24 protein-coding genes, 6 tRNA genes and 1 riboswitch are annotated in these 22700 nt (G+C 43.2%); of the genes, 25 read left to right on the top strand and 5 right to left on the bottom strand.

Annotated elements, in window-relative coordinates:
- Positions 1–29 precede the first annotated feature (29 nt).
- A complete protein-coding gene (locus H4I94_RS05095; protein WP_261182041.1) occupies positions 30–1937 on the top strand; it encodes a DNA primase in 1908 nt (635 codons plus the stop codon).
- A 22-nt stretch (positions 1938–1959) separates the two neighbouring features.
- Here the strand turns inward: H4I94_RS05095 and hemA are convergent, their stop codons facing one another.
- On the bottom strand, positions 1960–3249 hold the full coding sequence (gene hemA / locus H4I94_RS05090) for a glutamyl-tRNA reductase (protein ID WP_261182040.1): 1290 nt from the start codon (positions 3247–3249) through the stop codon (positions 1960–1962).
- 78 nt (positions 3250–3327) lie between these two features.
- Between hemA and H4I94_RS05085 the strand changes: the two genes are divergently transcribed.
- The 14 genes from H4I94_RS05085 (at position 3328) to ribB (ending at position 10764) form a co-directional block, all read left to right on the top strand.
- A complete protein-coding gene (locus H4I94_RS05085) occupies positions 3328–5040 on the top strand; it encodes a tetratricopeptide repeat protein (RefSeq protein WP_092819856.1) in 1713 nt (570 codons plus the stop codon).
- 8 nt (positions 5041–5048) lie between these two features.
- A complete protein-coding gene (gene lolB / locus H4I94_RS05080) occupies positions 5049–5630 on the top strand; it encodes a lipoprotein insertase outer membrane protein LolB (RefSeq protein ID WP_092819727.1) in 582 nt (193 codons plus the stop codon).
- A gap of 24 nt (positions 5631–5654) precedes the next feature.
- Positions 5655–6485 (top strand): 4-(cytidine 5'-diphospho)-2-C-methyl-D-erythritol kinase, encoded by an 831-nt coding sequence (gene ispE / locus H4I94_RS05075; RefSeq protein ID WP_261182039.1) that lies wholly within the window; start codon positions 5655–5657, stop codon positions 6483–6485.
- Between the two features lies 1 nt (position 6486).
- Positions 6487–6561 (top strand) — tRNA-Gln (locus H4I94_RS05070).
- 27 nt (positions 6562–6588) lie between these two features.
- Positions 6589–6663: transfer RNA gene (locus tag H4I94_RS05065), tRNA-Gln, on the top strand.
- A 27-nt stretch (positions 6664–6690) separates the two neighbouring features.
- Positions 6691–6765: transfer RNA gene (locus tag H4I94_RS05060), tRNA-Gln, on the top strand.
- Between the two features lie 41 nt (positions 6766–6806).
- A tRNA-Gln gene (locus H4I94_RS05055) sits at positions 6807–6881 on the top strand.
- A gap of 41 nt (positions 6882–6922) precedes the next feature.
- A tRNA-Gln gene (locus H4I94_RS05050) sits at positions 6923–6997 on the top strand.
- Between the two features lie 92 nt (positions 6998–7089).
- Positions 7090–7164, top strand: a tRNA-Gln gene (locus tag H4I94_RS05045).
- 36 nt (positions 7165–7200) lie between these two features.
- A complete protein-coding gene (locus tag H4I94_RS05040) occupies positions 7201–8154 on the top strand; it encodes a ribose-phosphate pyrophosphokinase (protein ID WP_086196840.1) in 954 nt (317 codons plus the stop codon).
- Positions 8155–8253: 99 nt separating this feature from the next.
- Complete coding sequence (rplY, locus tag H4I94_RS05035; protein ID WP_131274085.1) at positions 8254–8550, top strand: 50S ribosomal protein L25; 297 nt, start codon at positions 8254–8256, stop codon at positions 8548–8550.
- Between the two features lie 19 nt (positions 8551–8569).
- Positions 8570–9151 carry an aminoacyl-tRNA hydrolase gene (pth, locus tag H4I94_RS05030; protein WP_131274086.1) on the top strand — a complete coding sequence of 194 codons (582 nt, stop codon included), beginning with the start codon at positions 8570–8572 and terminating at the stop codon, positions 9149–9151.
- A gap of 143 nt (positions 9152–9294) precedes the next feature.
- Positions 9295–9675: an aspartate 1-decarboxylase gene (gene panD, locus H4I94_RS05025; RefSeq protein ID WP_086196843.1), complete on the top strand. Its 381-nt coding sequence runs from the start codon at positions 9295–9297 to the stop codon at positions 9673–9675.
- A 174-nt stretch (positions 9676–9849) separates the two neighbouring features.
- Positions 9850–10010: riboswitch (FMN riboswitch) on the top strand.
- 94 nt (positions 10011–10104) lie between these two features.
- The gene (ribB, locus tag H4I94_RS05020; RefSeq protein WP_131274087.1) at positions 10105–10764 is read left to right on the top strand and encodes a 3,4-dihydroxy-2-butanone-4-phosphate synthase; all 660 of its coding nucleotides are present in this window, start codon (positions 10105–10107) and stop codon (positions 10762–10764) included.
- A 174-nt stretch (positions 10765–10938) separates the two neighbouring features.
- Here ribB and H4I94_RS05015 read toward each other — a convergent pair whose 3' ends face one another.
- Positions 10939–11409 (bottom strand): DUF1289 domain-containing protein, encoded by a 471-nt coding sequence (locus tag H4I94_RS05015; protein WP_409976739.1) that lies wholly within the window; start codon positions 11407–11409, stop codon positions 10939–10941.
- 224 nt (positions 11410–11633) lie between these two features.
- Here H4I94_RS05015 and H4I94_RS05010 point away from each other — a divergent pair, with 224 nt between their 5' ends.
- The 4 genes from H4I94_RS05010 to H4I94_RS04995 all read left to right on the top strand — a co-directional run bounded on the left by H4I94_RS05010 (position 11634) and on the right by H4I94_RS04995 (position 14218).
- A complete protein-coding gene (locus H4I94_RS05010; RefSeq protein ID WP_261182031.1) occupies positions 11634–12566 on the top strand; it encodes a rhodanese-related sulfurtransferase in 933 nt (310 codons plus the stop codon).
- A 221-nt stretch (positions 12567–12787) separates the two neighbouring features.
- Complete coding sequence (locus H4I94_RS05005; RefSeq protein WP_092819734.1) at positions 12788–13072, top strand: FUSC family protein; 285 nt, start codon at positions 12788–12790, stop codon at positions 13070–13072.
- A gap of 85 nt (positions 13073–13157) precedes the next feature.
- Positions 13158–13775 (top strand): DedA family protein, encoded by a 618-nt coding sequence (locus H4I94_RS05000; protein WP_261182030.1) that lies wholly within the window; start codon positions 13158–13160, stop codon positions 13773–13775.
- 29 nt (positions 13776–13804) lie between these two features.
- On the top strand, positions 13805–14218 hold the full coding sequence (locus H4I94_RS04995; protein ID WP_261182028.1) for an ABZJ_00895 family protein: 414 nt from the start codon (positions 13805–13807) through the stop codon (positions 14216–14218).
- Positions 14219–14352: 134 nt separating this feature from the next.
- On the opposite strand, the gene H4I94_RS04990 is transcribed toward H4I94_RS04995, so the two are convergent.
- Both H4I94_RS04990 and H4I94_RS04985 read right to left on the bottom strand, forming a co-directional pair.
- Positions 14353–14877, bottom strand: a complete 525-nt coding sequence (locus tag H4I94_RS04990) for a YecA family protein (protein WP_092819737.1) — start codon at positions 14875–14877, stop codon at positions 14353–14355.
- A gap of 68 nt (positions 14878–14945) precedes the next feature.
- Positions 14946–15155: a PA3496 family putative envelope integrity protein gene (locus tag H4I94_RS04985; RefSeq protein ID WP_086176283.1), complete on the bottom strand. Its 210-nt coding sequence runs from the start codon at positions 15153–15155 to the stop codon at positions 14946–14948.
- A gap of 369 nt (positions 15156–15524) precedes the next feature.
- Here H4I94_RS04985 and rpoD point away from each other — a divergent pair, with 369 nt between their 5' ends.
- From rpoD to H4I94_RS04955, 6 genes are all read left to right on the top strand, one after another.
- Complete coding sequence (gene rpoD, locus H4I94_RS04980) at positions 15525–17411, top strand: RNA polymerase sigma factor RpoD (protein WP_131274093.1); 1887 nt, start codon at positions 15525–15527, stop codon at positions 17409–17411.
- 116 nt (positions 17412–17527) lie between these two features.
- Complete coding sequence (locus H4I94_RS04975; protein ID WP_261182421.1) at positions 17528–17815, top strand: YbeD family protein; 288 nt, start codon at positions 17528–17530, stop codon at positions 17813–17815.
- A gap of 164 nt (positions 17816–17979) precedes the next feature.
- On the top strand, positions 17980–18639 hold the full coding sequence (gene lipB, locus H4I94_RS04970) for a lipoyl(octanoyl) transferase LipB (RefSeq protein WP_131274094.1): 660 nt from the start codon (positions 17980–17982) through the stop codon (positions 18637–18639).
- 77 nt (positions 18640–18716) lie between these two features.
- On the top strand, positions 18717–19250 hold the full coding sequence (locus tag H4I94_RS04965; RefSeq protein WP_131274095.1) for a hypothetical protein: 534 nt from the start codon (positions 18717–18719) through the stop codon (positions 19248–19250).
- A 1-nt stretch (position 19251) separates the two neighbouring features.
- A complete protein-coding gene (locus tag H4I94_RS04960; protein ID WP_092819741.1) occupies positions 19252–20436 on the top strand; it encodes an iron-containing alcohol dehydrogenase in 1185 nt (394 codons plus the stop codon).
- A 264-nt stretch (positions 20437–20700) separates the two neighbouring features.
- Positions 20701–22095, top strand: coding sequence for an APC family permease (locus tag H4I94_RS04955; protein WP_092819742.1), 1395 nt, complete (start codon positions 20701–20703; stop codon positions 22093–22095).
- 58 nt (positions 22096–22153) lie between these two features.
- On the opposite strand, the gene H4I94_RS04950 is transcribed toward H4I94_RS04955, so the two are convergent.
- Entirely contained in the window at positions 22154–22633 is a 480-nt protein-coding gene (locus H4I94_RS04950; RefSeq protein WP_131274096.1) for a tRNA (cytidine(34)-2'-O)-methyltransferase, read from the bottom strand.
- Positions 22634–22700 lie beyond the last annotated feature (67 nt).

Genomic DNA, 22700 nt, shown 5'->3' with positions numbered 1-22700 from the left:
TAAATAGATTACAACCCGATTGCATACCTATGGCTATTCCTCAACACACGATTGATCAAATCCTGGATCGTACCGATATTGTCGATCTGATTGGTCAGCGCGTGAAACTCAAGAAAACCGGTCGCACCTATTCAGGTTGCTGCCCTTTTCATCAGGAAAAATCGCCATCTTTCCATGTCTATCGCGACAAGCAATATTTTCACTGTTTTGGCTGTCAGGCCAACGGCAACGCCATCCGCTTTTTAATGGACATTGACGGTCGCAACTTTATCGACGTGATGAAAGACCTATCGAGCCGTACCGGGATTGAACTGCCGAAAGACAATAACGACAGCAATAGAATTAAATATAAACGTGAAGCAGTAAAACCTGCGCCCACAGCACAGCTGAAAGAACAACCGAAAAGCACCACCGATCAAGCACCGAATGCAGCACTTGACGCACATTTTGATCCTTTTGCAGAATTTCAGGCCCAGGAAAACGACTACTATGGCGACCCTTTTGCATCCTTTGAACAGATGCCAATGGAAGAAACCCCACAAGACGGCAACCTGTTTGATCTGCTGGAAAATATTGCCCAGTATTACCAACGCCAGTTACCGCAAAGTGCCAGTGCACAGCAATATTTTAAACAACGTGGCTTAAGTGCAGAGACCATTGACTATTGGCGCTTAGGCTATGCACCTGAAGATTGGCAACACCTGGAAAAAGCTTTTCCACAGGATATTGAAGGTTTAAAACTGCTGGGTCTAATCCGCACCAGTGACAATGGCCGTGATTTTGACCTGCTGCGTGACCGGGTCATTTTCCCGATCCGTGATGCCAAAGGCCGTGTGGTCGGTTTTGGTGGCCGAGCCTTAAATGACGAAATCAAACCGAAGTACATCAACTCGCCTGACTCTGAAGTGTTTCATAAAAACCAGTTGCTCTATGGTTTATATGAAGGCCGCAAACAGAAAGCCCAAGACTGGCTGATGGTTGAAGGCTATATGGATGTGATAGCCTTGCAGCAATATGGTATCTCCGGTGCTGTAGCAACTCTGGGAACGGCGAGTAACACCGAACACCTGAATATTTTATTCAAACAAAACAACCGTATTACCATTGCTTTCGATGGTGATGCTGCCGGACAAAAAGCTGCCCGCCGTACACTCGAGATTGCCCTGCCGCTGCTGAATGATGGCCGCGAACTCAAGTTTTTTGTGCTGCCCAATGATCACGACCCGGATTCTCTGATTCGCCGTGAAGGCATTGAAAACTTCCATCGCCTGTTACAGCAAGCGCCATTACTCTCCGATTTTGTTTTTGCCCATCTCACCCAGAATCATGATGTGACCAAGCCTGAAGGCAAAAGTCAGGTCATGGGCGAATTACGCCAACTGACCGAACTGTTGCCAAAACAGGGGTCCTACCGTTATTTATTACAGCAATTTTTCCGGGAAAAATTGGGCTTTAGCCGCAAATGGCAACCGCAAGTCAATAATGACGCATCCTTAAGCTTCAGTACCAAGATTGATGCCGAAGAATATGTCATTGCGATTTTGATGAACCACCCCTATCTGTATATTCATTTTGAACCGCTACGGGCCTTAATTGCGCAGGATCAACTGCTGTTTAAAATTTTAAATATTTTCAATATCATTTTTGATGATTTACCTGATGATACCGAGCTGTCGCAGTATTATGTGTTAGGGGCTTGTGCAGCTTATCACCATGATCTGCAAAATATTTTGCTACATGCCAATGTCAGTGATTACACTTCTTCACCTGAACAAGCCGATAAACTGGCGGAAGATTTTTCCATTAAACTGCAATACCAGTGCCTGCAACAAAAACTTAAATCGAAGAAATTTGCTAGCATTGCCGAAATGCGCAATCTGAAACAGAAAATTTATGAGATTGATAAAAAACGCTCGCTCACCCTGCTGGAAGACTAAGCGAGCGGCAGTCATTTACAGCTTAAAATTCGTGTTTGGTATTACGCCGTTTGGCAAATACTTCTTCTAACTGTTCACGCATCGATTCAAAACATCCCGGATCTTCCGCCTTGGCTGCCTGTCGCAACAAGATAGAAGTCGGATGCAGTAATTTTTGTGTCAGCCGGTGCGAAAATTCCTGCAAAACCTGCTCCGGATTGTCACCCTTGGCTATACGGGACATTGCCAAAGTCAGTTCTTCTTGCCTGAGTACTTCACCCTGTGCACGATAAGCCTGAATGGTACTGCCAGCATTTTTAATTTTTTGCTGCGTGAGCAAATCCGTAGCCAACTGGTTGACCATCACCTCGGCTTCAACCGCTGCCTGACGGCGTTGGGCAAGATTGTCATCAATCACGCTCTGTAAATCATCGACGCCATAAAGATACACGCCATCCAAAGATTCTACTTTGGGATCAATATCGCGCGGAACGGCCAAATCCACCAACAGCATTTGCTGATAACGACGCTTTTTCAACGCTGTTTTAACATCTTGATAGGAAATAACCTGATGCAAACTTCCGGTACAGCTTGAAATGACATCTGCACGGTGCAAATTTGCCGCCAGTTCGGAAAACTCGATGATTTCCACATCAACACGATGGGCAATTTCCTGTGCCAGATTTTCTGCACGCGCACGGGTCCGGTTGCAAATCAGGATTTTTCCCACACCCATTTCCGCTAAATGCTTCGCCACCAGACTGTTCATTTCCCCTGCTGCGACCACCATCACAGTCAGTTTTTCAGGTTTGCTAAAAACCTGCAAGGCCAGCTGGGCAACGGCATAGCCCATCGAAACCGCATGACTCCCCACTGCGGTTTCCGAACGCACACGTTTGGCTGCATAAAAGGCATATTCAAAAATCCGGTTTAAATCCGGCGAAACGGTATGGGCATCTTTAGCCAGAGACAGTGCAGATTTTACCTGTCCCAAAATTTGCGGTTCACCCAGCATCAGTGAATCCAGGCCACTGGCCACCCGCATTAGATGGGTCACTGCCTGCGCATTTTCATAACGATATACATGATTAAACAATTGTTTAACATCTAGGCCATTTGCTTCGGCGAGCCAATTCATTACCATGTCTGCATTTTCAGACATGGCATAAACTTCGGTGCGGTTACATGTAGAGACCACTACCATATCATTCAGGTCATGGTTTTGGCTTTGCTGGGCAAGCAAGTGCATTAATTTTTCAGGATTAAATGCAATCTGCTCACGCAGTTCTACAGAGGCGGTTTGATGGTTGACACCCAATGCAAAGAAAGACATATCAGATCATCATTTCGCTAAATTTATGCTATTGTGCGGTATTGGTGTCATAAAAAGCATTACTTGGATCAAGAAAAATTGCGTCAAACAAATAGCCGGATAAACGGCACGACAATTAAGCAATATTCTACCACATTCTTACTTGTGGGTAGCATGGCTTCCAGTGCTCATATTAGAGCATCTGGAGAAATTTATCATGCCAATTCAAACTATAATGCCATAAAACAAAGCATGATTGCTGAATTTGCACTGACCTATCATGACATTCCCACAGCATTACACAACTACACCGTGCTTGCAATTAAAAGCAATTCCACCACGGTTAAACAACGCGCCTTAAATGTTGCGATTGAACAGGATGACCTGAAAGCGGCCCTGGATATTGCCACCCATTGGGTGGTACAGGAACCAAGCGACGTACCGGCTTTATTTTATCTTTCACATATTGCCTTAAAAGCCCATGAATATGAACTGGCCGCAGAAACGCTGGACAAGATTTTAAAGATTGACCCTAATGCAGACCTGGAAAAGATTTTGGTCGGGATTGCGCCAGAAGATCCTGAAGATCGCGATTATTTAATTGATGCCTTGCGGAAAAGCAAAGAACGGGACAATCCTTCGGTACTGGTACTCATTGCGGGTTTAGAAGCACAAAACGGCCAACTGGAACAAGCGCTGACCACCATTAGTCGTGCATTAAAAAAACGTGCCAATGTCACCGGCTTTATTTTAATGAAGGCCAATTTGCTCAGTGCCCTGGGAAATGATGAAGAAACCCTAAAATGGTACAACAAAGCCAGCCGCAAACATAAAAACAATATAGAGGTTCGCTTAGCTGAAATTAAATATTTGATTAAGCTAGATAAATCAGAAGAAGCACTCAATAAACTCGAAAATTTGCTAAAAAAATGGCCCCATGAAGAAGAAGCGCTGTTTATTGCCGGTTTAACCAGTATTGACTTGCAACAATATGAAAAAGCTGAAAAGTATTTAGTCGAGTTACGTTATTCTACTCAATATCAAAATGAAGCCTATTACTATCTGGCAGTCAATGCCGAAAGAAAGCAACATTTTGAAACGGCAAAAGCCTATTATCGTCTAGTGGATGGCAGCCTGTACACAGTTTCGCGCCGCAGCATGATCAATATTTTTTCCGCCCAGAACCAGCCTACCGATGCACTGCGCTTTCTGACCCAAGAACGGGTCAATTACCCGCAATATGCCAGTTTTCTATATCAGGCACAGGCCGATATTTTAAAACGCATGGACAATAAAAAAGCAGCGATACGCCTGCTCGATGAAGCCATTAAAAACATTCCGGATGATCCGGAACTGATTTACTCTGAAGTGTTATTGCTCGATGCTTTTCAAGACCGGGAAAAACTTGATAAATTATTGAAAAAATTACTCGAAATAGAGCCCAATAGCCCGACTTACCTGAATGCCTATGCCTATACGCTGGCACTGCAAAACCGGCGTTTAGATGAAGCCCGCCAGTATGTCGAACACGCCCTGGAATTTGCTCCCGAACAAGCCTCTATTTTAGATACTTTAGGCTATATCACCTTTTTACAAAACGACTTTAAAACCTCGGCTCAAGTGTTAGAGCAAGCCTATAAATTAAGTCAAAACGTGAAAATTGGAGTGCGTTATGCAAAATCTTTATACATGCAAGGTGAGCTGACAAAATTTAGTAAAGTGTTACAACAATTACAAAAAAATCATCCGAATGATCCGCAATTAGAACAATTGAAATCGTTACTGTTACCGCAACCCATGAAAAAGAGTTAACTATCTGTATGCACATTTTTTCTAAATTCAGTTTAAGCCTGATTGCAGCAAGCACGCTAATCCTGAGCGGTTGCCAACAATACACCCAACCTCAAACACCGAATGTTGCCCAGATTCCTGAAGCGGCAAAAAACTTCAATCTGCAAGGTAAAATTGGGGTAAGAACACCGGGACAGTCTGGCAGTGCATTTTTCACCTGGGTACAACAGCAGGATGAATTTGACATCGAGTTAAGCGGAATTTTGGGCGTGGGTAAAACCCAGATTTCAGGCCAACCTGGTAATGTCACCCTCAACAGTGCCAAAACAGGTCTGATTCAAGCCGACACACCTGAAGAATTATTGCAGCGTGCCACTGGCTGGCAAGCCCCTATTACCCACCTAGTCGATTGGGTACAGGCCAAACCGGCAACCACACAGGCAAAAATCAGTAAAGATGAGCAAAACCGTCCCATTCAGTTTCTGGAAGATGGCTGGACCGTTGACCTGAGTTATAACGAACAGGCGCAGCTGCCAAACAAGCTGATTCTCAAACAACTCCTTGAGTCGGGTCAGGAAAACCGTATTACAATGCTCATTCAAAACCGTTAAGCCTATTCAAAAGTTCAAAATTCTATGATTCGTGTTCCTTCTCCTGCCAAGCTTAATCTTTTTTTGCATATCACTGGTCGTCGCGAGGACGGCTATCATGAATTGCAAAGTATTTTTCAGCTGATTGACCTGTATGACTGGCTGGAATTTAGCCAAACAGCAAGTCCTGAAATTAGCATTGATGGATTAAGCAGCGTCGATTTAGAGCACAACCTGATTTTCAAGGCCACACAGATTTTAAAGCCGTATGCAAAAGCATTTTCGGGCTTAAACATCCGCATTGAAAAAAACATTCCCATGGGTGCAGGACTTGGCGGCGGCTCCTCAAATGCGGCCACCACCCTGATTGTGGTCAATCAGTTATGGCAATGTGGCTTAAACATTGAGCAGCTGGCCGAACTGGGGCTAAAACTCGGCGCCGATGTGCCCATTTTTGTTCATGGCCGGAATGCCTGGGCAGAAGGCATTGGTGAACACTTAACATTCATAGACTTAGATCAAAAACAATACATTGTGTTAAAACCTGATTGTTTTATCAGCACTCAACTGCTTTTTTCACAAAAAACGTTGACAAGAGACACGAAGCCTACTAAATTTTGCGCCTATCAGTTAAAGCCATTTAACTTTGGAAATAACTTTGAGCCTTTGGCAAGAAGCCTATATCCTGAAGTTGATGAAGCGATGCAGTATTTAGACCAGTTCGGTATTGCAAAACTTACAGGTACAGGTGCTTGTGTTTTTACTGAAGTAACTACCGATATGAATATTGATGAGATTTTAGCTCATTCACCATGTAAAGCTTACTTGGTCAATAGTTTAAATGAATCACCATTACGTCATTTCAAGGTTATATGATAGGGGCGTCGCCAAGTGGTAAGGCACCGGGTTTTGATCTCGGCATCCGTTGGGTCGAATCCAGCCGCCCCTGCCATCATAGTCATCTGTAGATTACTGTATTAGGGGCGTCGCCAAGTGGTAAGGCTCCGGGTTTTGATCTCGGCATCCGTTGGTTCGAATCCAGCCGCCCCTGCCATCATATTCATCTGTAGATTACTGTATTAGGGGCGTCGCCAAGTGGTAAGGCACCGGGTTTTGAGCTCGGCATCCGTTGGTTCGATTCCAGCCGCCCCTGCCATTTAAACTTATGGTTTAAATCACAATATAGCAAACAAATTTAGGGGCGTCGCCAAGTGGTACGGCACCGGGTTTTGAGCTCGGCATCCGTTGGTTCGATTCCAGCCGCCCCTGCCATTTAAACTTATGGTTTAAATCACAATATAGCAAACAAATTTAGGGGCGTCGCCAAGTGGTACGGCACCGGGTTTTGAGCTCGGCATCCGTTGGTTCGAATCCAGCCGCCCCTGCCATTTTTCTCAAAAAAGACAGTACAGTATTTGCATGTTCATTTGTTAATTCACCTTGACACAGAACAGCAAAAATATTAAAGTTCTGCCGCATTAGGGGCGTCGCCAAGTGGTAAGGCACCGGGTTTTGATCTCGGCATCCGTTGGTTCGAATCCAGCCGCCCCTGCCATCTATTTTCAAACATTCCAACCGCCAAGGGTGCTTCATGCCCAATCTTGTCGTTTTTAGTGGAACTGCACATCCACAATTCGCCCAAAAAGTCGTAAGCCATCTGCACATCCCTTTAGGTGCAGCATCTGTAGGTCAATTTTCTGACGGTGAAATCGCTGTCGAAATTACTGAAAATGTCCGTGGTAAAGACGTATTCCTGGTACAACCTACTTGCGCCCCAACGAATGACAACCTGATGGAAGTCCTCGTTATGGCTGACGCTTTGCGCCGTGCAAGTGCAGGTCGTATCACTGCTGTCATCCCTTACTTCGGATATGCTCGTCAAGACCGTCGTCCTCGTTCAAGCCGCGTACCAATCACTGCAAAAGTTGTCGCAGACATGCTGACAACTGTGGGTATTGACCGCGTAGTAATGATCGACCTTCATGCTGACCAGATTCAAGGTTTCTTCGATATCCCTGTAGACAACATCTACGGTACTCCTGCATTACTTGCTGACCTTCGTCAACAGCAACACCATAACCTCATGGTTGTTTCTCCAGACGTTGGCGGTGTAGTTCGTGCCCGTGCTGTAGCAAAACAAATGGGTGATATCGATCTTGCAATCATCGATAAACGTCGTCAAAAAGCCAATGAATCACAAGTGATGCATTTGATTGGCGATGTTAAAGATCGTGACTGCGTTATCGTGGATGACATGGTGGATACAGCAGGTACCTTATGTAAAGCTGCTGATGCACTTAAACAGTTTGGTGCACGCCGTGTAGTTGCCTATGCAACTCACCCGGTACTTTCTGGTAAAGCAATTGAGAACCTGAAGAATTCTGTAATCGACGAACTCGTTGTCACAGATACCATTCCTCTGTCTCAAGAAGCCCAAGAACTTGGTAAGATTCGCCAGGTTTCAGTCGCCAGCATGGTTGCTGAAACAATTCGTCGTATTAACAACGAAGAATCTATTAGCGCAATGTTTGATTCTTATCTATAATATAGCGCTAAATTTTCAAAACCCTGCTTCAAGCAGGGTTTTCTATCGCTGAGCTGGTCGAAAACTCAGCTTAATTAAACTTAAATAGGAATGTCTATCATGGCAAACTTCGTATTAAACGCAGCAGCACGTGAAGAAGCAGTACAAGGGAAAGGTTCGAGCCGCCGCCTTCGTCTTCAAAACAAAGTGCCAGCAATCATCTACGGTGGTGCTGCTGAACCTGTAGCAGTTACTTTAGAGCTTCGTGAACTTGTTAAAGCGCTTGAAAGCAACGCTTTCTTTGAAGAAGTTGTTGAAATTAAAGTAGGTGACAAAGTTGAAAGCGTTAAAATCCAAGCTTTACAACGCCACCCAGCTAAAAACACTCCATTGCACGCTGACTTCAAACGCGCATAAGTGTTAACGGTGTAAATTAGTGTCAAAACTTTCGCTAATTGTTGGTTTGGGCAATCCTGGTAAGGAATACGCCCAAACCCGCCATAATGCAGGCTTCTGGTTTGTTGAACGCCTTGCAGAACAATATGGCATCTCTCTCAAAGCCGATCCTAAATTCTACGGAATCAGTGGTCGAGGTAATATCGAAGGTCAGGACGTTCGTCTGCTGTTACCCACAACCTTTATGAATGCCTCTGGCAAAAGTGTTGTACCCTTCGCCAAATTCTATCAAGTTGCTCCTGAATCAATGCTGATTGCACATGATGAACTGGATATGGACCCCGGTGTCATTCGCCTGAAAACAGGTGGTGGTCACGGTGGACATAACGGTTTGCGTGATATCGTTCCGCATACAGGCCCTAATTTCCATCGCTTGCGTATCGGTATTGGGCACCCGGGTTCTAAAGAACGCGTATCGGGTCATGTCCTGAGCAAAGCTCCGAGCAGCGAACAAGGTTTAATGGATGACGCTATTGCACATGCTTTATCCCGCATTAAATTGCTGGTGAACGGTGACATACAGCCAGCCATGAATCAAATTAATGCCTACAAACCGAACTGATCATTCTACAAATAATTGAATTTTCCTTCTTGCCATGTTGCTTTTTTCGGAGCAAAATGCGCTTTCTGCGGATTACTGATCCAGTAAGAAGTGATTTGATTTAACTAAGATAAAATCTTAGGTCAACTAAGGAGACGCTAGCCATGCTTTCTCGTTTATTAAAAGCTAAAATTCACCGTTGTGTCGTGACACAAGCAGAATTACATTATGAAGGTTCTTGTGCAATTGACGGCGTGTTAATGGATTTAGCCGGTATCCGTGAATATGAAGAAATTCATATGTGGAACGTGACTAATGGTAAGCGTTTTACCACTTATGCCATCCGTGGTGAAGAAAATTCAGGCATCATTTCAGTCAATGGCGGCGCTGCCCTGCAAGCGGATGTGGGCGATTTAATGATTATCGCAACATTTGGCGATTTCACCGAAGCTGAAGCGAATGCCCATAAACCTCGTCTGGTATATGCTAACCCGGACAATACAGTGAACCATACCGCCAACTGTATTCCTGTACAGGTTGCCTAAACGGATCAGGCCAGGTCAAAAATTCAAAAAGCTCGCTTCTGCGGGCTTTTTTATACCCTACATATTCATAATTATAAAATTATTCTAGAGTTATTCTTGGTTTGACTATGGATATGACTGATTGATCTATAGAAATTTGTGCCCTCCCTGCAAAACAGGTCTATACTTATGGCACATCGCTTCAGGGCGGGGTGCAATTCCCCACCGGTGGTAATTTAAAACTATATTTTTATAGGATTTAATCAGCCCACGAGCCTGTAAACCAAAGAGGGTTTACTCGCAGATTTGGTGAAAAACCAAAGCCGACGGTATAGTCCGGATGAAAGAAGACGACGTAACCGATATTTATACGTAATATATCGCTGCGACCCCATTTCTGCATCAGTCCTGAAATGTTCAACCGTATGTTTATTTTACGAGAGCGTTTCAATGTCTAGTTTGATTCAACCCGAAATTTTCTTCTCAGCCCTTCCCCCAGCTGAACAACGTATTCAAAAAGCATTAGAAGATATCCGCCAGGGCAAACCGGTTTTGGTGATGGATGACTTTGAGCGTGAAAATGAAGCCGACCTGATTGTGGCGGCAGAAACCTTAACTGTGGAAACGATGGCTCGCATGATTCGTGATGGCTCCGGCATTGTCTGTCTTTGCCTGACCGATGAGCTCGCCAATCATTTAGAACTCCCACCTATGGTGACTGACAACTCCAGCCAGTTTAAAACCGCCTTTACCGTGACCATTGAAGCCGCACAAGGGGTGACTACAGGAGTTTCTGCAAAAGACCGTACTACCACCATTAAAGCCGCAATTCAGGATGGTGCCGTGGCCAGTGACCTCAACCGTCCGGGGCATGTGTTTCCCTTGCGTGCGCGCGAAGGCGGTGTTTTGACTCGACGCGGCCATACCGAAGGCACCATTGATCTGGCACGTTTGGCTGGCCTAAAACCCGCTGGTGTTTTGTGCGAACTGACCAATCCTGACGGTACGATGGCCTCTGGCATTCAGGTTCTGTCTTATGCACAGACTCATCATTTAACCGTGATTACCATTGAAGAACTTGTACAGTACCGTTTGCAGCACAATCTCTAAACCACGCCACATAGCTTTCTACAAAAAATAAAAGTCATCTGGCTTGATCATTAAGCCTGATGACTTTTTTAAATCCGGACTTTCTTAAATCCGGACTTTCTTAAATCCAGACTATTTCACTGCATCCAAAAATGAAGGAATCTTCTTTATAAATTTTAAGAGATAAAAATGAACCTAGTCCTCTTCTTGCATACTTTGCAGCAAATGCATACTGATGCCATCCGCCCGTAAAAAGGCCAAATCATAACTGGCCGTGGCAAGAGCCAAGACACGTCGCTCAAATTCATCCCACAAAGGACGCACGTCTTTATAGTGAATACCTAAACCACTCTCATCAGTAAAATGACGATTTTTCTCACACAACTTTAACGCATGGTACAGCTTGCGTCCCTTGCTCGCGTCCGGACGCAAACGTACACGTTTGGACAAAACAAAACCTTCAACATGGGCGATATCCGCCATGGGCAACATCGGAATCAAAATCTGATCCAGTTGTGAATCCAATCGACGCCAAATGGCTATATGCTGCTCTGCTGTATAGGTATTCCACTTAATCACTTCATGATTAAAACGACGGCACCCCCGACAGACCGAATCACCAAACACCGTAGAGCAACGCCCTGCACATGGAGTCAAAGAGGCCATTTGACGATCAGTATTCAAAATAAACTCCGAAATTCAACAACATTCAGGTCTGGCGAATTCAGACCATTTTTCTGATTTAAGATGCAATGAGCACAGGCATCATACATCCCCAAACAGCAAATTAAAAACCATATTTCATACTCGGTTTTATCGCTAATTGTGCCAATTCACGTTAGAATATGCGCCTTAAATTTTGTCTTACCTAAATACATTTGGAGTTTTCCATGAACGCTACTGTAGAACAGCTTGCACCTGTAGAACAGCAAGCGACCACTGACTGGGTTGTTGCGGCACTATATCAATTTAAAGAAGTTCAAGATCCGGCCGATCTGCAGCAACGTCTTCTTGATTTGGTAAAAACCATCAATCTTTGTGGAACTCTCATTGTTGCAGGAGAAGGCATTAACGGTACTGTAGCGGGTGACCGTGCAGCAATCGATACCATTCATCAATTCCTTTTGAATGAAGGTTTTAACGCAATGGAATATAAAGAGTCTCACAGCTCTGACAAGCCATTCCGTAAAATGAAAATCAAACTGAAAAAAGAAATTGTAACTTTAGGCGTTGAAGTCAAACCGCGCGATTTAGTCGGGCACTATCTTGATCCAAAAGAATGGAATGAACTGATTGCACGTGACGACGTAATTTTGATTGATACGCGTAACGACTACGAATATAAAGCCGGAACCTTTAAAGGCGCGATTGACCCTAAAACTGAAACCTTCCGTGAATTCCCGGAATATGTCAAAAAAGAACTGGAGCAGCATAAAGACAAGAAAATTGCCATGTTCTGTACTGGCGGTATTCGCTGCGAAAAATCCACTTCATTATTGCTTCAAGAAGGTTTTAATGAAGTCTATCACTTGAAAGGCGGTATTTTAAAATATCTGGAAGAAACACCTGCCGAAGAAAGCATGTGGGAAGGTGAATGTTTCGTCTTTGATGGCCGTACTGCTGTGACTCATGGTGTAGAAGAAGGTCAAAACATTAAGTGTCATGCTTGTGGCTGGCCTTTGCTTCCCGAAGAAGTAGAACTTCCAAGCTATGAACATGGCGTGTCTTGCAAATATTGCATCGACAAAACCAGCGAAAAGCAAAAAGCCGGTTTCCGTATGCGTCAGTCACAAATTGCAGCAGCGAAACGCAAACGCCTATAATTGATGTCCTGAATCAAAGCCCTCATAAGAGGGCTTTGATTATTTACCTAAAAACAACAATAAATAAAAAAAGATCACCAAGTTTTACCATTAATGTGTGTCAAGTCACAAATAATCTGTTAATCTGAAATAAAAATTACAACAAACTTATAAACCATTAATTTTTAACGTGAAATATTTAACATATAACCTAAAAAGTAACGTGAAAAAGGAGTTAAATTATGTCAAGAACAATCAGTCGCTCAGCCCATTATACTCGACGCTTTTACCTGGTACGCGAAAGAAATCTGCAAAAAGTAGAACACATTAAACAAACTTTAGAGCAAGAATCCCATCTTTTTATTGTAATGATGGGAGCAGTGATTGGCAGTATTTTCTCCCTGTTTATTGCCTATCATCTCACACCTAATTTGCTGGAATATGCCTTGCTCGGTGTGATTCCATTTGCACTCGCCTATAGTTTAAGAAAAGTTTATATCCACACCCTGATTCATAGCCAAGAATAATCCAAAGGGATTGCTTGGCTATGCTTTACCCTGCAACAAATTAAATTTAGGATGGTGTAAATATCACTAATATTTTTATCACTTTATGAATCTGACAGAGTGGATTATTTCCATTATGGAACAATTGGGCTATCTCGGTATTGCCCTGCTCATGTTTCTTGACAATGTATTTCCTCCTATTCCTTCTGAAATCATCATGCCTTCCGCTGGCTATTCTGCATCGCAAGGCCAGCTAACTTTGTTTGGCGTCATCATTGCCGGCTGTTTCGGTTCATTGCTTGCAGCTGCTTTACTGTATTGGATTGGCTATAAGTTTAACCATGACAGCATCTTTCGTTTTGTCGACCGCTATGGCAGATATTTATTTATCAAATCGAGCGATGTTAAAAAGTCACTGGACTGGTTTGAACACTATGGACATCGCATCGTATTCTTTGGCCGCATGATTCCTGCCGTACGTTCGCTCATTAGCATTCCTGCAGGCATGAGTCGAATGCCTTTTTGGAAATTTATGTTTTACAGTGGCTTAGGTACTATTATCTGGACTACATTCCTAGCGTGTGTCGGTTTTTATTTTGGAGAAAATCAGCACTTAATGCAGCAAATTTTCAGTAAAGTCAGTTATGTGATGATGTCCATTGTAGTCATCATTCTTGGTTGGGTTGTATACCGTAGACAGCAGCGTAAAAATCGTCCATCCTGAATCAAGGTTATCCTCGGGAGGCTAAGGCAATGTCGCATTATCTTAAATATTTTGCAGTTGTTTATAGTATGGTCTTGATTCTTTTGGTCAGCCTCTCGTTTTTTTGCTTAAAGCTGAATGCCATTACCGTGCTGCCTGGGCTGATCGCTTCAGCTTTTCTAAGTGCCAGACATTTTGTCAAAAAAGAACAACGTTTACCCAATGCCAAGGAAAAAAATACACTGGTTTGGGGATCAACAGTGATTGCCATGACCATTGGTTTTATCGTGTTGTTTATCTCAATTTATATGCATCCGCGAACTGAGGAAATTCTAATCACGATGAATTATGCCGGTAGAGCCCGAAATTCATGGTTAGTCGCAGCTGCGATTGCCTTACATGGACTGATCTTTCATATTGCTTACAATGGCTATGCCCGCTATACATTAAATAAATTCAAATAGTTTTTAATGATGAATTACCCTGTCTCCTATAAAAAATCACGCCTAAAAAAAGCACCTTATGGTGCTTTTTTTATCTAAGGAATTAATTTGATATGAATACATGAACTGTGATTATTACAGTGCAAGGCGTACCATCACGCTGGCGTGTGGTACATTAAATATAATTCATTCAAATTATCTGGAATTTCTTCAGCAATTTCATCCATAAGCTGACCATTGCGACGGAAAGATTCCATTTGCGGATCTTCTTCATCCACACCACTGAACACCATCATTGGCAGAGTTAAGTCGACCAATTGCTCTTCATGTTCAGGCGTGAACCAGGCATCTTCATTTAAGAACATCGCATCGACAAAGCCAACGCTCCAGTCACCTAAACTTGAATCCACATCTGCTTCTTCAATTTCAAAAGGAAACTCGATTCCTTCTTCATTGGCCAAGCTTTGACGAATTGATTCTAACCATGCTTTTACTTGTGCAATAATTTCTGCAGGTACCTTCTTTTGATTGTTGTCAAAAAGTTCGTCCAGCCATTTATCGAATTTCGGACCAACCGCAATTGCACATAAAAAGCCATGAGTAGCCGGGAAATCTAGACCATATTCATTTTGGTCGCCATCTAGATATTCGCTCAAAAGGTCTAAATCTAAAGCACTCATTTAAAATCCAGTTTGTAAAATAACTACGGCATAGCATAGCATTTTAGCCCGCTATACAGAATCCAATTTTAGTCTTCTTCGTCATCAAAATCGTCGTCATCATCCAGATCATAATCAAAATCTTTCAGCTCGCGCTCTAAACGACGTTGTGCGAGAAGATCATCAATGAGGCGACGTTTTTCTAACGACTCTTTAGCACTAATTTTGCTTGATACTTCATCAAAACTAACATCATCATCACTGTAGCTATCATCTAGTTCAAAATCTGTAGAAGACACTAAAACTACCTCATGGTGAAAAAAAGTGAATGGGTCTAGGCGCTATTTATCCTGCTTATATGCTCTTGTCAAGTATTTTTATTTTTTTCTCTCACAAACCAGGTTTAATCTTGTTTTTCCCCCTAAAAATTGTGTATTTATTAGTACCTAGAATTTTCAGCCTGGCCCGTTAAAAACTCAGTATATTTTGAGTGTTCCACCCTATGGACTTGAAAAAAAAAATTCCAGCCCAATATTGAAAACAATTGTTAAATCAAATTCATATTTTTAAATGAGACTTGAGCAATCAATATTCAAAACAATTTTAAGCAAATTGTGCTATCATGCACGGTTTTTCACTGCCACAGATTCAACGAAGAGTAAGCAAAGATGAGCGATATGACTTCCCCTACTTCGCAAGTAGCGGCTCTGATTAGCCGAGGCAAAGAGCAAGGTTACTTAACTTACGCTGAGGTTAACGATCATCTCCCGGACTCGATCACGGAAAGCGAACAGATTGAAGACATCATTCAGATGCTTCAGGACGTGGGTATTCCAGTTCATGAACGTGCGCCTGAATCTGATGACGCCATGTTCGATGGCTCAAATGCTGAAGCTGCCGATGAAGTTGCCGAAGAAGAAGCGGCAGCCGTACTTGCTTCTGTTGAAAACGAACCTGGTCGCACCACAGATCCCGTACGCATGTACATGCGTGAAATGGGAACGGTTGAACTATTAACGCGTGAAGGCGAAATTAGCATTGCTAAACGCATTGAAGAAGGTATTCGTGACGTTCTGCACTCGATTGCCTACTGGCCGAATGCCGTTGAAGTTGTATTAAAAGAATATAACGATGTCATTGAAGGTGAACGTCGTCTAGCTGATATTTTATCGGGCTATTTAGACCCGGAATCTGATGAAGAAATTCCAGAAGTTTTAGAAGATGAAGCGGACATTGATGACGAAGAAGAATCAACCTCTAAATCAACCAAAGATGTAAAATTGGACGATGATGACGAAGAAGAATCTGAAAGTGAGGATGATTCTGAAGGTGAGTCAGGTCCTGATCCGGAAATTGCACGCGTACGTTTTGCTGAACTGGAAGAAGCCTGGAAAACAACCAAAGCTGCAATTGAAAAGCACGGTCGTAACAGTAAACAGGCAGATGAAGCGCTTCAGGCACTGGCCACCGTGTTTATGATGTTCAAGTTCACTCCACGTCTATTTGACATCATTTCTGAAATGATTCGTGGCACCCATGAACAGATTCGTACATCTGAGCGTGAAGTGATGCGTTATGCGGTACGCCGTGGCCGTATGGACCGTACCCAGTTCCGCACCTCTTTCCCGGGTCAGGAATCAAATCCAGCCTGGTTAGATGAGCAAATTGCCAAAGCACCTGCAGAGCAGAAAGCTTACCTGGAAAAAGTACGTCCAGATGTACTGGCATTCCAGCAAAAGATTGCCGACATCGAAAAAGAATTAGGCTTGAATGTTAAGGAAATTAAAGACATTTCTAAACGTATGGCAGTGGGTGAAGCCAAAGCCCGTCGTGCGAAGAAAGAAATGGTGGAAGCTAACTTGCGTCTGGTTATTTCGATTGCGAAAAAATATACCAACCGTGGTTTGCAATTCCTTGACCTGATTCAGGAAGGTAACATCGGCTTGATGAAAGCCGTAGACAAGTTTGAATACCGTCGCGGTTATAAATTCTCGACCTATGCCACCTGGTGGATTCGTCAGGCAATTACCCGTTCAATTGCCGATCAGGCACGTACCATTCGTATTCCGGTACACATGATTGAAACCATCAACAAGATCAACCGTGTATCACGTCAATTGCTTCAGGAAATGGGCCGTGAACCGACGCCTGAAGAATTGGGCGAACGTCTGGAAATGGACGAAGTCAAAGTGCGTAAAGTGCTTAAAATTGCCAAAGAGCCAATTTCTATGGAAACGCCAATTGGTGATGATGAAGATTCACATCTTGGCGACTTCATTGAAGATGGCAACATCACCTCTCCGGTAGATGCAGCAACTTCAGAAGGTCTGAAAGAAGCGACTCGAGAAGTGCTGGAAAACTTGACTGAACGTGAAGCGAAAGTCTTGAAAATGCGTTTTGGTATTGATATGCCAACCGACCATACACTGGAAGAAGTCGGTAAACAGTTTGACGTTACCCGTGAACGTATCCGTCAGATTGAAGCCAAGGCATTACGCAAATTACGTCATCCTTCCCGTTCTGAACACTTGCGTTCATTCCTGGAAAATGACTAAGCCATAGTAATACCGATGAGGGTTGAAAAGTTGTCCAATAGCCCCATCTAGTATTCAGCAACACATAACGCCTGCACTACGCAGGCGTTTGATATATAAGTGGGACTATTATGACCATGTTAGACCGTACACCATCTCGCGAACTTCAAGAACATCTTTGGGTCTTTCCTATGGATTATCCAATCAAACTGATTGGTGAAGCCTGCGAAGAGTTACATATTGCTGTTGTAGACATTTTGGTAAAACATTTCCCAGACTTTGACAGTAACAGCATTAAGGTACAACCTTCACGTACCGGGAAATATCATTCTTTGACTGCTCGAATTGTTTTTGTCGAACTGGAACAGGTACATGCTTTATATGCTGACCTGGCAGCCTGCCCATTGATTAAAACTGCGCTTTAAGAATATAAAAAACACGCTTCATGCGTGTTTTTTATATTTATAGGACAATAAAAATATTATTAATACTACAAAAAAGTTTAAATCGTGCAGCGATCATCCCCATGTTGGCATGATTTCATTATAATTCTTGCATCCTCTTAAAAACTTTTAAGGACGCACTTCACGTGACTGATGCTGTTCTAAAACCCAAACTGATTATTCGCCAATTTAACCAGCTCACTCCCTATCTCGACCGCTTTCAGGATATGAAAAACCTGACTGAAAACCGTGATGAGAATACCCCAGATGAACTGTGGATTTTGCAGCATCATGATGTGCTGACCCAAGGCCAGGCCGGCAAGCCTGAACACATTCTTATGTCCAGCAATATTCCGGTGGTACAAACGGATCGTGGTGGACAAGTGACCTGGCATGGTCCGGGTCAGCTGGTTGCCTATTTCATGTTTGATTTAAACCGCTTGGGCTGGAATGTACGCACGCTGGTGTCTTATGCTGAGAATTTAATGATTGCACTGCTGAAAAAATATGGCATTGCAGCCTATGCCAAACCGGATGCACCGGGCGTTTATGTCAATGAGCGTAAAATTGGTTCGCTGGGTTTTAAAATCCGCAAAGGACGCAGCTATCATGGACTGGCCCTGAATATTGACTGTGACCTGTCTGGTTTCCACACCATTAACCCATGTGGTTATGCAGGTTTAGAGATGGTCCGTATTCAGGACCTGGTTCCAGATTACCCAAAATTCGAGAACTTATGCATAGATATCATTGAAACTTTAAACAGCAGCGGTTACTTTAGTGAAGTTCAAATCATGCAACAATAACTTTGCTTTTGACATAAAAATAAATTAGAGTATTTACTCTAAACTAATAAAATATTTTTTAGATAAGGGATACGCGAGTGATTTCAACCAAATCCGTTAAGCCCGCTTTACAACTGACCTATGTCAAACTCATGATGGATGTGATTGGCAGAGGTTTAGTCATGGCGAGTCAAGTCGATGCCGAAGTCAAACAGGAAGTTGCAAAATTTCCTGTCGGTTTTGTGCTATCGATGAAAGTATTTCCGAATGGCCCAGCTTTTATTGCAAAAGTCACGGAAGACCATCAATTACAATTACTGCAATCTGTAGACCGCAAACCTGACCTCACCATTACTTTTAAGCATTTAAGCCATGCTTTTTTAGTGTTTTCTTTTCAGGAAAGTACTGCACAGGCTTTTGCCCACGACCGTATGATAGCCGATGGAGATATTTCATTTGCCATTCGTCTGGTACGCTGCTTAAACAAAATGGAAGCGCTGATTTTACCTAAACTCCTCGCCGAGCTTGCTGTAAAACAATACCCAACCGAATTGAGCCTAAAAGAAAAACTGATGGGAGCTGCAAATATTTATTTGAAAGTAGCTCAATCCTATTTTAAACGGAGTGCATAACATGGCTAAGCCTTATTACGAATTTTTCTGTCCAGTCAAAGTCATCGCAGGTCATGCCGCCTTAGAACATATTCCGTTTGAACTTGCTACTTTAGGTGCAAAACGCCCGCTCATCATTACCGACAAAGGCGTACGCAGCAACAATCTGCTCGCTCCTATTGAGGCTGCCTTTGAATCTACCGATGCGGTAATTGGCCATATTTTTGATGATGTTCCACCAGATTCAAGCGTACAAACCGTTCGAAATGCAGCAAAAGCTTATCGTGATCATAATTGTGATGCGATTATCGCCGTGGGTGGCGGTTCAGTCATTGATACTTCAAAGGCAACCAATATCCTGGTGACCGAAGGCGGCGATGACCTGCTTAAATATTCAGGTGCACATAACCTGCCAAAACCGTTAAAACCATTTTTCGTGATCCCAACCACATCAGGTACCGGTTCAGAAGTGACCATGGTGGCTGTGGTGTCTGATCTGGAAAAAAATGTCAAAATGCCATTTGCCTCTTATTACCTGATGCCGCATGCTGCCATTCTTGATCCGCGTATGACCCAGACCTTGCCGCCGCATTTAACTGCCATGACAGCTATGGACGCGCTGACGCATGCGGTTGAAGCCTATACCTGCATGGCAGCCAATCCGATCAGCGATGCTTATGCAACTGCTGCGATCAAAAAAGTCAGCAACAGCCTGTTCAATGTTCTGGACAACCCGACAGATGAGTTTGGTCGCCTGGAACTGGCTCAAGCTTCAACCATGGCCGGGATTGCATTTTCCAATTCCATGGTTGGTTTAGTGCATTCATTAGGACATGCCCTAGGTGCGGTTGCCCACCTGCCCCATGGCCTATGCATGAACCTGTTCCTGCCTTATGTACTTGAGTACAACAAGGAAGTGAATGGTGACAAAATTGCCGAATTGTTACTCCCTTTAGCTGGCCCAGACATTTATGCGCAAACCCCAGCACATTTACGTGCCGATAAAGCGATTGCTACAATTCTGACCATGCGTGATCGTTTATATGCACTGACTAAATTGCCACGTACTTTACGTGAAACCGGCAAGGTTTCAGAAGCGCAATTGAATGAAGTCGCAGACAAAGCATTAAATGACGGTTCTATTATTTACAATCCGAAAGAAGCCACCCTGAGTGATTTAAAAGCGATTTTAGAAAAAGCTTGGTAAATATTGAAAAATAAGTGAATATAGCCAAAAATAAGCCTGATGTTTTTTTGAGCATCAGGCTTTTACTTTATGGAAAATTAAAGCGAATCTTTTATATCAAATGGCATATTTACTGCATTAAAAATTCATAAAGATATTGGCAAAAGGTACCAAACTGGAGTAGATTGGCGCACTTTTGTTTTATTCATTTAGGGGGGATCGTTCGTCTCAAACGATCCTTGTAAACATGACTGATCCTTGATCAACGATAAGAGGATAACGCCGTTGACAAATATCTCTGGGACTCAATCGGCAGCTAAACTGCAAAAAACGCTTGGACTGTGGCACATCATTATTATTGGTTTAGCTTATATTCAGCCAATGACATTATTTGATACATTCGGTCTGGTTTCCGAAGAAAGCCATTATCACGTGCCAACTTCATACATTATTGCCCTCATTGCAATTCTGTTTACTTCTATTAGTTATGGACACATGATCCGTCGTTATCCCTCATCAGGGTCGGCATATACCTATGCTCAAAAATCGATTCACCCTAATGTCGGTTTTATGGTGGGCTGGTCATCATGGCTCGATTATCTACTGTCACCAATGGTCAACATCATTTTGGCCGTCATTTATCTGGAAGCCCTTTTCCCTGGCGTGAACCATTGGGTTTGGGTCGTTGTACTGACCGCATTTATGACCGGGGTAAACTTGCGGGGTGCCAGATTCGTTGCCAACTTCAACGGCCTGATTGTATTGGTTCAGCTGGCAGTCATCGGGTACTTCACCTGGATGGTTTATTCTCTACTTGCAGGTGGGGTCAATGCCGATGGGACATTGGCAAATGCCAAATACCAGTTGTGGAGCCTGGATCCGTTCTGGAATGAAATGACAGCTTTAGGCCCTTTAATTACCGGTGCAACATTGCTTTGTTTCTCTTTTACCGGTTTTGACTCACTCAGTTCACTGGCAGAAGAAACTAAAGATACTGAAAAGACCTTACCCAAAGCGATTTTCCTGACTGCACTTATTGCAGGTGTCATCTTTATTATTAGCACCTACTTCATGCAAATCTACTTTCCAAATGATCCGAAGACATATTTTGAAGATGTTGCTGCAACCCAGCCGGACATTCTTCAAGCCGTTGGTGGAGTAGCATTCAAAACTGTGGTGCTTTATTTCGCAATCGTTACGGTGATGGCATCCGGTATTTCTGCACATGCGGGCGTTTCACGCCTAATGTATGTGATGGGCCGTGATGGCGTGATCAACAAAAAGATTTTTGGTCATATCAGTCCGAAAAGCTACACACCGGTTTACAACATTCTGATTGTCGGTGGCGTGGCTTTAACTGCTGGTTTCATGGATCTGGACATCGTGATTTCAATGATCAGTTTCGGTGCCCTCACTGCTTTTACCTTTGTGAATCTGTCTGTAATTTCACGTTATGCATTACGTGATGGCCGTACCAAAAATATCAAAGACATTATTAGCTTTGTCGTCATTCCTTTACTCGGCTTCTTAAGTATTTTTGCCATGTGGCTAGAAATTGAAGATACCGCATTGAAATTCGGTTTATGGTGGGCAATGTTCGGTATTTTGTACCTGGGTTATAAAACCAAAGGTTTCAAACACCCTGCTCCACAGCACAACGAGTTTGATGATACGCATTAATGCCTTGATTCCATGCATAAAAAAAGACGCTCAATGCGTCTTTTTTTATGATCTGAAATTAGACCAGTTCTTTAAAACCTTGCTGACGCCATGCTTCATACAGAATAACTGCTGTAGCATTAGACAGGTTCAAACTACGAGAGTTTGCTGCCATGGGTAAACGAATCCAGTGTTTTTCCGGGAACATCATGCGTACATTTTCAGGCAGACCGCGTGTTTCAGGGCCCATCAATAAAGCCACAGGACGGTTTAAATTTGAGGTATGCGGAGTTTCAGAACCTTTGGTGGTTAAAGGATAAATAGCATCCTGATCAATGCCTTGCTCTTCTAAATGAGCTAAGCATTCTGCAAAGTTTTCCCACACTTTCATGTGTGCCCATTCATGATAATCCAGACCTGCACGTCGCAGCTTTTTATCGTCGAGCTCAAAACCCAGCGGTTTAACCAAATGAAGTTGCGCACCGGTATTGGCACATAAACGGATGATATTCCCGGTGTTGGCAGGAATTTCTGGCTCGTACAAAACAACGTGGATCACTTTTTACTCACTCTAATTTTATTTAGGCAATGTTTGGACTTTACTGATCAAGCCGGGAACTCGATAG

It is taken from the genome of Acinetobacter sp. T_3_1 (genome assembly GCF_025377055.1).
GTDB lineage: Bacteria > Pseudomonadota > Gammaproteobacteria > Pseudomonadales > Moraxellaceae > Acinetobacter > Acinetobacter kookii.
Note: the sequence above shows the minus strand (reverse complement) of the source record. Positions and strands in the feature narration are given on the sequence as shown.